The sequence below is a fragment of the Pseudonocardia sp. Ae331_Ps2 genome (genome assembly GCF_001932405.1).
In the GTDB taxonomy this organism is placed as follows: Bacteria; Actinomycetota; Actinomycetes; order Mycobacteriales; family Pseudonocardiaceae; genus Pseudonocardia.
The window spans coordinates 4,324,788-4,336,683 of sequence record NZ_MCIM01000001.1; the positions used below are offsets into that span (position 1 = coordinate 4,324,788).

The 11,896-nt window shown below is 73.5% G+C and carries 10 protein-coding genes; 7 read left to right on the forward strand and 3 right to left on the reverse strand.

Going from position 1 to position 11,896, the window contains the following annotated elements; all coding sequences use genetic code 11:
* The first annotated feature begins 15 nt into the window (after positions 1 to 15).
* Entirely contained in the window at positions 16 to 2,367 is a 2,352-nt protein-coding gene (locus tag Ae331Ps2_RS20790) for an excinuclease ABC subunit UvrA (protein ID WP_075306951.1), read from the forward strand.
* Positions 2,368 to 2,437: 70 nt separating this feature from the next.
* Here the strand turns inward: Ae331Ps2_RS20790 and Ae331Ps2_RS20795 are convergent, their stop codons facing one another.
* On the reverse strand, positions 2,438 to 2,707 hold the full coding sequence (locus tag Ae331Ps2_RS20795; protein ID WP_075306949.1) for a hypothetical protein: 270 nt from the start codon (positions 2,705 to 2,707) through the stop codon (positions 2,438 to 2,440).
* 232 nt (positions 2,708 to 2,939) lie between these two features.
* Here Ae331Ps2_RS20795 and Ae331Ps2_RS20800 point away from each other — a divergent pair, with 232 nt between their 5' ends.
* The 5 genes from Ae331Ps2_RS20800 (at position 2,940) to Ae331Ps2_RS20820 (ending at position 9,068) form a co-directional block, all read left to right on the forward strand.
* Positions 2,940 to 4,067, forward strand: coding sequence for a sensor histidine kinase (locus Ae331Ps2_RS20800; RefSeq protein WP_075306947.1), 1,128 nt, complete (start codon positions 2,940 to 2,942; stop codon positions 4,065 to 4,067).
* The gene (locus Ae331Ps2_RS20805) at positions 4,064 to 4,759 is read left to right on the forward strand and encodes a response regulator transcription factor (protein WP_075306945.1); all 696 of its coding nucleotides are present in this window, start codon (positions 4,064 to 4,066) and stop codon (positions 4,757 to 4,759) included. Before Ae331Ps2_RS20800 ends, Ae331Ps2_RS20805 begins: the two co-directional genes overlap by 4 nt.
* Positions 4,760 to 4,787: 28 nt before the next feature.
* The gene (locus Ae331Ps2_RS20810) at positions 4,788 to 5,876 is read left to right on the forward strand and encodes a DUF3500 domain-containing protein (protein WP_249265576.1); all 1,089 of its coding nucleotides are present in this window, start codon (positions 4,788 to 4,790) and stop codon (positions 5,874 to 5,876) included.
* Positions 5,877 to 5,928: 52 nt separating this feature from the next.
* Positions 5,929 to 7,827, forward strand: coding sequence for an acetate--CoA ligase (acs, locus tag Ae331Ps2_RS20815; protein ID WP_075306943.1), 1,899 nt, complete (start codon positions 5,929 to 5,931; stop codon positions 7,825 to 7,827).
* Between the two features lie 68 nt (positions 7,828 to 7,895).
* Positions 7,896 to 9,068, forward strand: a complete 1,173-nt coding sequence (locus tag Ae331Ps2_RS20820; protein WP_075306941.1) for a DUF3500 domain-containing protein — start codon at positions 7,896 to 7,898, stop codon at positions 9,066 to 9,068.
* Here Ae331Ps2_RS20820 and Ae331Ps2_RS20825 read toward each other — a convergent pair.
* A complete protein-coding gene (locus Ae331Ps2_RS20825) occupies positions 9,056 to 9,556 on the reverse strand; it encodes an Lrp/AsnC family transcriptional regulator (protein ID WP_020626333.1) in 501 nt (166 codons plus the stop codon). The genes Ae331Ps2_RS20820 and Ae331Ps2_RS20825 overlap by 13 nt on opposite strands.
* Before the next feature lie 20 nt (positions 9,557 to 9,576).
* Positions 9,577 to 10,839 (reverse strand): FAD-dependent oxidoreductase, encoded by a 1,263-nt coding sequence (locus tag Ae331Ps2_RS20830; protein WP_075306939.1) that lies wholly within the window; start codon positions 10,837 to 10,839, stop codon positions 9,577 to 9,579.
* Between the two features lie 147 nt (positions 10,840 to 10,986).
* Here Ae331Ps2_RS20830 and Ae331Ps2_RS20835 point away from each other — a divergent pair, with 147 nt between their 5' ends.
* Entirely contained in the window at positions 10,987 to 11,829 is an 843-nt protein-coding gene (locus Ae331Ps2_RS20835) for an IS5 family transposase (RefSeq protein ID WP_075305978.1), read from the forward strand.
* The last annotated feature ends 67 nt before the right edge of the window (positions 11,830 to 11,896 follow it).

An 11,896-nucleotide genomic window follows, 5' to 3' on the forward strand; every position in this document is an offset into this window, starting at 1 on the left:
GACGGGGGATCCACCATGCACGCAGCCGACAGTCACGACCTCATCCGCGTGCACGGTGCGCGCGAGAACAACCTCCGCGACATCTCCGTCGAGCTGCCCAAGCGCCGGCTCACGGTGTTCACCGGGGTGTCCGGCTCGGGCAAGAGCTCCCTGGTGTTCTCGACCATCGCCGCCGAGTCGCAGCGGATGATCAACGAGACCTACAGCGCGTTCGTCCAGGGCTTCATGCCGAACCTGGGCCGCCCCGACGTCGACGTCCTCGACGGCCTCACCACAGCGATCATCGTCGACCAGGAGCGGATGGGCGGCGACGTGCGCTCCACCGTCGGCACTGCCACCGACGTCGGGGCGCTGCTGCGGATCCTGTTCAGCCGCCTCGGCAAGCCCTACGCCGGCCCGGCCAAGGCGTTCTCCTTCAACGTCGCGACGATCAGCGGCTCGGGTGCGGTGACCGTCCGGAAGAACGGCCAGCAGGTCAAACAGCGCCGCGAGTTCGAGATCGTCGGCGGCGCCTGCCCGCGCTGCGAGGGCCGCGGCTCGGTGTCCGACTTCGACCTCACCGCCCTGTTCGACGAGTCGAAGTCGATCGTCGAGGGCGCCCTGACGATCCCGAACTACTCCGTCGACGGCTGGTACGGCCGGATCTTCGCCAACTCCGGCTTCTTCCCCGGCGACAAGCCGATCAGCAGCTTCACCAAGCCCCAGCGCGACGCCCTGCTCTACAAGGAGGCCACCCGGATCAAGGTCGACGGCGTCAACGTCACCTTCGAGGGCCTGATCCCGCGGATCCAGAAGTCGTTCCTGGCCAAGGAACGCGAGGCGATGCAGCCGCACATCAGGGCGTTCGTCGACCGGGCCATCGTGTTCCGCACCTGCCCGGACTGCGACGGCACCCGGCTCTCCGAGCTCGCCCGGTCGTCGAAGATCCGGGGGATCTCCACCGCGGATGCCTGCGCCATGCAGATCTCCGACCTCGCCGACTGGGTCGGCGGCCTCGACGAGCCCCCCCTGGCCCCGCTGCTGTCCTCGCTGCGCGCGACCCTGGACTCGTTCGTCGAGATCGGGCTCGGCTACCTGTCGCTGGACCGGCCGTCCGGGTCGCTGTCCGGCGGCGAGGCCCAGCGCACCAAGATGATCAAGCATCTCGGGTCGTCGCTGACCGACGTCACCTACGTCTTCGACGAGCCCACCATCGGGCTGCACCCGCACGACATCGCCCGGATGAACGACCTGCTGCTGCGGCTGCGCGACAAGGGCAACACCGTGCTCGTCGTCGAGCACAAGCCAGAGACGATCGCGATCGCCGACCACGTCGTCGATCTCGGGCCGCGGGCCGGCTCCGACGGCGGCCACGTCGTCTACACCGGCGACCTCGACGGGCTCCGCCGCTCCGGCACGCTCACCGGGCGACACCTGGAGTACCGGGCGACGCTCAAGCCGACCGTCCGGACCCCGTCGGGGTATCTGGAGATCCGCCGGGCGAACCGGCACAACCTGCGGGACGTCGACGTCGACGTGCCGCTGGGCGTGCTCACCGTCGTCACCGGGGTGGCCGGGTCGGGCAAGAGCTCGCTGATCCACGGGTCGGTCGCCGGGCGCGACGGGGTGGTCGTCGTCGACCAGGGCGCGATCAAGGGGTCGCGGCGCAGCAACCCGGCCACCTACACCGGGCTGCTGGAGCCGATCCGCAAGGCGTTCGCGAAGGCCAACGGCGTCAAGCCCGCGCTGTTCAGCGCCAACTCCGAGGGCGCCTGCCCGAACTGCAACGGCGCCGGCGTCGTCTACACCGACCTCGCGATGATGGCCGGGGTCGCCACCACCTGCGACGTCTGCGACGGCCGCCGCTTCGACGCCTCGGTGCTCGGCTACACCTTCGGTGGGCGCGACATCAGCGAGGTCCTCGCCATGCCGGTCGCCGAGGCGGAGAAGTTCTTCGGGGCCAGCGAGGCCCGCACGCCGGCCGCGCACAGGATCCTGGAGCGCCTCGCCGACGTCGGGCTCGGCTACCTCACCCTGGGCCAGCCGCTGACGACGCTGTCCGGCGGGGAGCGCCAGCGACTCAAGCTGGCGGTGCACCTGGGGGAGTCCGGGGGGACCTTCGTGCTCGACGAGCCGACGACCGGGCTGCACCTGGCCGACGTCGAGCAGCTGCTCGCGCTGCTCGACCGGATCGTCGACGGCGGCCGCTCGGTGATCGTCATCGAGCACCACCAGGCCGTGATGGCACACGCCGACCGGATCATCGACCTGGGCCCCGGCGCCGGGCACGACGGCGGCACCGTGGTGTTCGAGGGGAGCCCGGCCGAGCTGGTCGCGGACCGGTCCACGTTGACCGGGGAGCACCTGGCGGCCTACGTCGGCGCCTGAGGACGGCCCCCGGCACGAGGTCCGCGGCGCCCGGCCGGACCGGATCGCGGGCGGGGCCGTCGCTCTCCGGTCACTCTCCGGTGCGGCTCCCGTCCCGCAACGAGTCCGGGATCTCGCGCAGCACCGCGGTCTGCTCCTGCACCGCGGAGATGAGCACCGCGAGCTGGTCGTCGCCGTGGCGCATCTCCTGATAGAGCGCGCTCACCGCGTAGGCGGTGGCGGCGGTGTGGCCGTCGGTCGCCTGGGGGTAGTCCTGCGCCTTGTCGGCCGCCTCGAGGAGGTCGAGCGCGTGCTCGATGACGTGCTGCCCGCTCTCGCGGTGGCTGTGCGGTTCCGGCATGTCCGAATCGTACTCATTCCGGGTGACCCGTTCCGGGCGACGTGACTCCGGGTGACGCGGCCCGGCGACTTCGGTCGCGGTGGGCGCGACCTTCGGCGGGTGCGCCGCCGGCGCGCAGCTCGGCACGCTGACCGTCGATCCCGGGGGGTCGGGAGACAGGAGTGGACCGGTGGCCGTCCCGTTCGAGCGGAAACCTGCTGGACGGCGCCGGTCCGCCCCCTATGGTCGTCGTGTGCCGGTCCGCCCCGCCGTGATCTCCGCCGTGCTGATGGTCGCGGTGCTCGCCGGGGGTCTCACCGTCGTCGGGACGTACGCCATCGCCGGGGCCCTGCAGTGGTCGCTGCTCGTCGTCGGCCTGCTGATGATCGGCTCGATCGCGGTGCGCTACCGCCTGCCGCGGGTGTTCGCGGTGGTGGCCGTGCTCGGGCCGCTGGTGTCGCCGGTCGCCACCTACCTGCCGCTGGTCGGGGTCTTCGTGATCGCGACCCGACGCCGTGCGGTGGAGACACTGCTGGTGCTGGCCCTGGCGGTCGGGACGGCCGCGATCACGCTGTACCGCGACGCTCCCGACGGTGCCACGGCGCTCGTGCTGCTCGGCGGGGCCGTCGCGTTCCAGGGCATCTCGGCGACCGCGGGCCTGCTGACCGGGATCCGCCGCGCGATGGTCGACGACCTGCGCGAGCGGCTCGCCCGCGCCGAGGCCGATCGGGCGGTGCGCGAGGAGCAGGCCCGCGCCGACGAGCGTCGCCGGATCGCCGGGGAGATGCACGACCGGCTGGGGCACCGGCTGTCGCTGCTGTCGGTGCACGCCGGGGCACTGGCACTGCGCGGGGACCTGCCCGCCAGCACCGTGCGCGAGACCGCGAGGGTGCTGCGCGACACCACGCACCGCGCGATGGAGGACCTCCGCACGATCGTGCAGGTGCTGCACGAGCCCACCGGCGACGTACCCGACGAGATCGAGGACCTCGGTGCGGTCGAGGAGCTCGTCGCCGAGGCCCGCGCGGTCGGTGCGGACGTCCGTCTCCGGTCGACGGCGCTGCTGACGGTGTGCCCGCCAGGGCGCCCGCTGGCCGGGGTCGTGCACCGGGTGGTCCGCGAGGGCCTGACCAACGCGGCCCGGCACGCGCCCGGGACCCGGGTCGAGGTCGCCCTCGACGGGCGGCCCGGCCGGGACCTCACCGTCACCGTCACCTCCGGGGAGTCCGCCGCGGGGACGACACCCGAGGGCGCCGGGACCGGCCTGGTCGGGCTGCGCGAGCGGGTCGAGACCCTCGCCGGCGGGACGCTGACCCACGGCCCGACGCCGTCGGGCCACCAGCTGCGCGCGGTGCTGCCGTGGCGGGAGGAGACACGATGACCGCGACCGCGATCCGGGTGCTGCTCGTCGACGACGACCCGCTCGTCCGCTCCGGCCTGCGGGTGATGCTCGACGGGCACGCACTGCCCGGCGACGGCACCGGACCGGTGCGGCGCATCCAGGTGGTCGGCGACGCCGGCGACGGCGACGAGGTGCCCGCCGCCGTCGCCGCGGGGCGGCCGCACGTGGTGCTGATGGACCTGCGGATGCGCCGCGTCGACGGCGTCGCTGCGACCCGGGAGGTGACGTCGCGGCCCGACGCCCCGACCGTCGTCGTGCTGACCACGTTCGACGCCGACGAGCACGTCGTACGGGCGTTGCGCGCCGGGGCGAGCGGTTTCCTGCTCAAGGACGCCGCGCCCGAGGGGATCGTCGACGCCGTCCGCGCCGCCGCCGACGGCGACGCCGTGCTGCCCCCGGCGATCATCCGGCGGCTGATCGGCATCGTCCGCGGCGGCGGCGCCGGGTCGGTCGACCGCCGGCGCGCCGCCAGGGCCCGGCTCGACCGGCTCGCCGACCGGGAGCGCGACGTCGCCGAGGCCGTCGCCCGGGGTGGCTCCAACGCCGACATCGCCGCCGAGCTGCACATGTCGGTGGCGACGGTGAAGTCCTACGTCTCCCGGTTGCTGCGCGAGCTGGGCCTGGACAACCGGGTGCAGATCGCGCTGCTCGTCCGCGACGCGACGGACTGACCCCGCCCGGCCCACTAGCGTGGCCGGGGTGACGACGAGCGAGACGGTCGCCGGGGCGATGGCGGACGCGGCCGCGGCCTGGCTGGACACCCTGGACGACGACCGGCTCGGCCCCGCCCGGGGCGCCGGCCCGACCGGTGACGCGGGGGCCGACGTCGAGCGCCGTCGCTGGTTCTACACCCCCACCGACCACGGCGGACTGCCTCTCGCGGCCCAGACCGCAGTCCAGCAGCAGCGCGCGATGCGGCTGGTCGCGTCGGGACTGTCCGAGGCCGGCTACGCCACCGTGGCGACGGTCATGGGGCTGGAGAACGTCCTGGACCGGGCGCAGGACTGGTCGACCCGCCCGTACCGGGAGCGGTTCCGGGACCCGGCGCTCTACTACCTGCGGGTGTTCGGCGACCCGGGCGGACGCACCTGGGGCTGGCGCTTCGGCGGCCACCACGTGTCGGTGAACGCACTCGTCGTGGACGGGCGGGTGGCCGCGGCCACGCCGTGCTTCCTCGGCGCGAACCCGGCGACGACGCCGCTGCTCGGCGGAGGGGTGGCGCGCCCGCTCGGACCGACCGAGGACCTGGCGCGGGAGATCGTCCGCGGCCTGCCACCCGAGCTCCTGGAGACCGTCGTCCTGCCCGGCGGGGCCCCACCGGACCTGGTGACGGCGAACCGGCCGCTGGTCGCGCCGGGCGACCGGCCGCTGCCGACCTCGGCGATCCGACGGGAGAGCCCGCCCGGCCCGGTGGACCCGGTCGAGGGGACCGAGGCCGTCGCGCTGACCGGTGTGCCGCGCGGGCTCCCGGCGAACGCGCTCGACGACCGTGGCCGTGCCCTGCTGCGCCGACTGCTCTCGGCCTACCTCGACCGGGCGCCGGCCGGGGTCTCACCCGCCGGCCGCTACGACGACGACGCCGCCCTCGACGAGGTGCACCTGGCCTGGGCGGGGTCGCTGGAGGCGGGGGAGCCGCACTACCACCGGCTGCAGGGTCCGCGGCTGCTGCTGGAGTGGGACAACACCCAGGGCGGCGCGGACCACGCCCACTCGGTGTGGCGCGACCCGGAGAACGACTTCGGCGTGGACCTGCTCGACGACCACCACCGGGCGTTCGCCCACCGGTGAGTCCCCTCACGACGGCCTGCGCCGCGGGGGGCCCGGCGGTGAGGATCGGGGCATGTACCCGCCCCCGCCCGAGCTCGCCGCGCACGCCAACGTCACCGCCGCCGCCTACGACCAGGCGGCCGCCGACCCCGAGGCGTTCTGGTGTGCGCAGGCCCGCCGGCTGGAGTGGGACCGCGTGCCCGAGCAGGGCTACGACGGCAGCAGGTGGCCCGAGGTCACCTGGTTCGCCGACGGCACCTTGAACGTCGCGCGCAACTGCGTCGACCGGCACGTCGAGGCCGGTGCGGGGGACAAGGTCGCGCTGTACTGGGAGGGCGAGCCGGGGGACCGGCGCACCGTCACCTACGCCGACCTGCAGCGCGAGGTCGCCCGCTGTGCGCACGCGCTCACCGCGCTCGGGGTCGGGCGCGGGGACGTGGTCGTCGTCTACCTGCCGGTGCTGGTCGAGACCGTCGTCGTGATGCTGGCCTGCGCCCGGATCGGGGCGGTCCACTCGTTGGTCTTCGGCGGGTTCTCCCCGTCCGCGCTGCGGTTCCGGATCACCGACGGCGCCGCGAAGCTGCTCGTCACCACCGACGGCCAGTACCGCCGCGGGAAGGCCGTCCCGGTCAAGGCCAACGCCGACGAGGCCGCGTCCGGGGTGGACTCGCTGGAGCATGTGCTGGTCATCCGGCGGACCGGCTCGGAGGTCGACTGGACCCCCGGCCGCGACGTGTGGTGGCACGACGTCGTCGACACCGCACCCGAGGTCCACGAGGCGCAGGCGCACCCGGCCGAGAGCCCGCTGATGCTCGTCTACACCTCGGGCACCACCGGCACCCCCAAGGGCCTGCTGCACACCATGGGTGGCTACCTCCCCCAGGCGTCCTGGACGGCGTGGGCCTGCTTCGACCACAAGCCCGACGACGTCTACTGGTGCACCGCCGACCTCGCCTGGGTCACCGCGCACACTTACGAGGTCTACGGACCGCTGTCCAACGGTGTCACGCAGGTGATCTACGAGGGCACCCCGGACACCCCCGAGCCGGGCCGGCACTTCGAGATCATCGCCCGGTACGGCGTCACCGTGTACTACACCGCGCCGACCCTGGTCCGGACGTACATGAAGTGGGGTCCGGAGGTGCCCGCGCGCCACGACCTGTCCTCGCTACGCCTGCTCGGCAGCGTCGGCGAGGCGATCAACCCCGAGGCCTGGCGGTGGTTCCACGAGGTGATCGGCGGCGGCCGCTGCCCGATCGTCGACACCTGGTGGCAGTCCGAGACCGGCGCGGCGATCTGCGCGCCGCTGCCCGGCGTGACACCGCTGGTGCCGGGCTCGGCGACCCGGCCGCTGCCGGGCCTGTCGGTGCGGGTGGTCGACCGTGACGGGCGCACCTGCGCCCCGGGCGAGGGCGGCATCCTGGTGATCGACCGGCCGTGGCCGTCGATAGCGCGCACGGTCTGGGGCGACCCCGAGCGGTTCCGCGCGTCCTACTTCGCCGACTACGCCGAGCAGGGCTGGTACAAGGCGGGCGACGGCGCGGTGATCGACGAGCACGGCTACGTGACGCTGCAGGGCCGCATCGACGACGTCATGAACGTCTCGGGTCACCGGCTCGGCTCGATCGAGCTGGAGTCCGCGCTGGTGAGCCACCCACGGGTCGCCGAGGCGGGCGTGGTCGGGGCGCCGGACCCGACGACCGGGCAGGCCGTGGTCGCGTTCGTGACCGTCACCGACGGCCCGACCGACGGGCTGACCGAACAGCTGCGGGCGCACGTGGCCCGGGAGCTGGGGCCGGTCGCCCGGCCCCGCGAGGTCGTCCTCGTCGCTGAGCTGCCGAAGACCCGGTCGGGCAAGATCATGCGGCGGCTGCTGCTCGACGTGACCGCCGGGCGCGAGCCCGGCGACACGACGTCGCTGGTGGACCCGGCCGCCTTCGTGGAGCTGGCGGCCGGGTACCGCCGGACCTGAGTCAGGCCGTGGTCGACGTAGCCGTCCTCCCCGGTGGAGTCTGCCCGGAGTCGCTAGCGTCTCGCGGCATGATCGGTGCTGCGGACACCCGCGAGACGGCGACCGCGATGGCCGAGGCCGCGCGTGCCTGGCTCGACACCCTCGACCCGGGCCGGCGGGAGACGGCCGTCGGGCACGCCCCGACCGGTGACGACGACGCCGACGCCGAGCGCCGCCGCTGGTTCTACACCCCCACCGACCACGGTGGACTGACCTTCCACGACCAGCTCCCGCCGCAGCAGCGGGCCGCGATGAAGCTCGTCGGCACGGGGCTGTCGCGGGCGGCGTACGTGACCGTCTCGACGGTGATGGGGCTGGAGAACGTCCTCGACCACACCGAGGGCTTCGTGACGCTGTTCGACCGCACCCGCGGCCGCGACCCGCAGATGTACTACCTGCGGGTGTTCGGCGAGCCGGGGGACACCGGGACCTGGGGCTGGCGTTTCGGCGGGCACCACGTGTCGATCAACATGCTGGTCGTCGACGGGGTGGTGGTCGCCTCCACCCCGTGCTTCCTGGGTGCCGACCCGGCGACCTCCGAGCTCCTCGGCGACGCCGTGCTCCGCCCGCTGGGCCGGGTCGAGGACCTCGCCCGCGACCTGGTCCGCGCGCTGCCGACCGAACTGCGCGAGCGGGCGGTGCTGCTCGACAAGGCACCGCCCGACCTCGTCGCGGCCAACCGCACCGACCCGCAGGAGGGCGACAACTGGATCCCGCTGGCCGGGATCTGGCGCACCCGGTCGTTCGCCGACCCCGAGCAGCAGCGCACGCTCGACGACATGAGCGAGGCCATCGAAGAGCGCGCCGCGTTCACCGACGCGCAGAAGGAGGCCGTCGCGCTGTCGCGAACCCCGGCCGGCGTGCCGGCGTCCGACCTGGACGCCGAGGGCCGTGAGATGCTGCGCGCGTTGCTGGGCACCTACCTGGAGCGGGTCGCCGAGCCGCTGCAGCCGATCTCCCGCTACGACGACGACGCCGCGCTCGACGCCGTGCACCTCGCCTGGGCGGGACCGCTGGAGGACGGCGCCCCGAACTACTACCGCGTCCAGGGCCCACGGCTGCTCATCGAGTGGGACAACACCCAGCGCGACGCCAACCACGCCCATTCCGTGTGGCGCGACCCGTCGGCGGATTTCGGGCTCGACGTGCTCGGCGCGCACCGGACGGCGCACCACCTCGGCCGAGGCGGTCAGTCCCGGTAGGCGGGTGCCCGGCTCGGGCCCTCCCGGTGGTCACGCTCCAGCAGCGGCCGCCAGCGCGGCGCGACCAGGGTGGACAGCACCACCACGCTGGTGGAGCGGGCCACCAGGGGGGATCGGCCGAGCGCGAGCAGGGTGTCCTGCAGGTCCTCGTGCGACGACGCCGCGAGCCGGCACATCACGTCCGACGAGCCGGTCGTCGCGTACGCCTCGGTGACCGCGGGCAGCGCGGCGAGCTCGGCGGCGACGTCGCCCAGCTCGCCCTGCGCGATCTCCAGGGTCACGAACGCCTGCACGCCGTACCCGGCGGCCGGGAGGTCGACGTCCGGGCCGTACCCGGTGACGACCCCGGCACGTTCCAGCCGGTCCAGCCGTGCCTGCACCGTCCCGCGGGCGACCCGCAGCGTGCGCGAGAGCTCCAGCACCCCGGCCCGCGGCCGGTCGCGCAGCGCGGTGAGCAGGTCGACGTCGAGGGCGTCCAGGGACAGCACCCGACGAGCCTAGCCGCGGCTCAGGCGGCCGGGACGGGCTCGCGGCGGGCGAAGTCCGGGGCCCGCTCCGGACGGAACCCCACACCGACGAGGTAGGCGGGCAGGATCTGCAGCGCCGGGACGCGATGCATCAGCCGCAGCAGCGGAACCGGGGGACCGTCGCGCCGCCCCGTCAGCGCCGGGCCGGCCATGGTGCGGTGCATGATCCGCTGGAGGCCCTGGACCAGCACCGTCGGGAGCAGTCTGCGGTTGCGGACCCGGCCGAGGTCCCGCTGGGTGGGGGCGCCCCGTTGCAGCGGCGCGGCCAGCAGGGTGGCGGCGGCCACTGCGTCCTGGATCGCGAGGTTGATCCCGACGCCGCCGATCGGGGACATCGCGTGCGCGGCGTCGCCGATGCAGAGCAGCCCGTCGACGTGCCAGCGGCGCAGCCGGTTGAGCTTCACGTCGAGGTGCTTCACCTCGTCCATCGAGGCGATGTCGCCGACCCGGTCGGCGTACTCCGGCATCAGCTCGGCGAGGTCGGCCCGGAACGCCTCGATCCCCGCGGCGCGCAGCCGCGCGTCGGCGCCCTTGGGCGCCATGTAACCGATCTGGTAGTAGCCCTCGCGCGGGATGACGACCGCGAAGCGCCCGTTCCCGATCCGCGGGCGGAGGGTGGCGTGCAGCTCCTCGGGGCGGCGCGGCAGCCGGAACCACCAGGTGTCGAACGGGACGTCGAACTCCGTGACGGGCAGGCCGGAACCGTCCCGCAGGACCGAGTGCCTGCCGTCGCAGGCGACCGTGAGGTCGGCCCGGATCTCGCCGGTGGTCTCCTCGCCGGGCGCGGTCGTCGTCACGTACCGGACGCCGACGACCCGCCCGTTCTCCCGGACCGGCGAGGTGGCGCGGGTGTCGAGCCGGAGATCGAAGGCGGGTTCGTCGGCGGCGACGTCGGCGAGCAGGTTCAGCAGGTCCCACTGCGGGACGAGCGCGATGTAGGGGTGGCGGACCCCGATCCGGCGCAGCAGCGACAGGTTCCCGATCCGCTGCGCGCCGCCCCGCCCCTCGGGGATCACGACCTCCTCGACCCGGCTCTGCGGCAGCGCGGCGAACCGCTCGCCCAGCCCCAGGTCGTCGAGCAGGTCCAGGGTGGTGGGGTGCACGGTGTCCCCGCGGAAGTCCCGCAGGAAGTCGCCGTGCTTCTCCAGCACGGTCACCTCGACCCCGGCCCGGGCCAGCAGCAGGCCCAGCATCATCCCGGCCGGGCCGCCCCCGACCACACAGCACGTCGTCCGCTCCGACATCACGCCCACCTCATTTCAACCAGCGTTGAATTAAGAGGTCGCGCGGATTGATCACAGCTGGGTCGCGGCCGGGTGTCGATGGTGAGGGGCGGGCACGGGCCTGTCGATCATGAAGTTGTTGACTCTTCGTGATCGTCTGGAGGCCGCGTGCCCGCCCTGCCATCATGGTTGACCGAGCCGTTGTGGGACCAGTTCGCCGCGCTGCTGCCGCCCCGGGGCGAGTTCGATCCCACTCATCCGTGGGGCTGTCACCGCCGCCGGATCGCGGATCGGGTCGTGTTCGACAAGCTCCTGCAGGTGCTGCGGTTCGGCTGCCCGTATCAGGGCGTCTCCGACAGCACCTGCTCGGCGACCACCATCCGCGATCGCCGTGACGAGTGGATCCGGCTCGGGGTCTTCGCCCAGCTACGCCGGATCGCCCTGGACGCCTACGACCGCATCGTCGGCCTGTTGCTTGACGACGTTGCCGTCGACGGCGCCATCACCAAGGCCCCCGGCGGCGGTGAGGTCGCCGGACCGTCACCGGTTGACCGGCGTAAACAGGGCATGAAGCGATCGGTGCTCGTCGAGGGCCATGGCATCCCACTGGGCCGGGTCCTGGCCGGGGCACACCGCCACGACTCCCCGCTACTGGGCCCCACTCTCGACCACCTCGACGCTCTCGGCCCGCTGCCCGACGACATCACCGTGCACCTCGACGCCGGCTATGACTCCGGTAAGACCCGCGACACACTCACCGAACGGGGCCTGCACAGCGAGATCGCGCGCAAGGGCGAGAAAGCACCGATCCAGGCCACCCAACGCTGGCACATCGAGCGCACCAACGCCTGGCACAACAGCTTCAACCGGCTGCAGCGCTGCTACGAACGCCGCGAAACCGTCGTCGACGCGTTCTTCGACCTCGCCGACACCATCATCACACTCCGTAGCCTGATCCGGCAGGCCTGGACCACGCACCGCTGGGACAGCCGACCACACCGCCGCCCATGATCATCCATCAATCCGCGCGACCTCTAAGGCGAGTATGCGCCTACGGGGACCGTCGCGCAATCGGTGT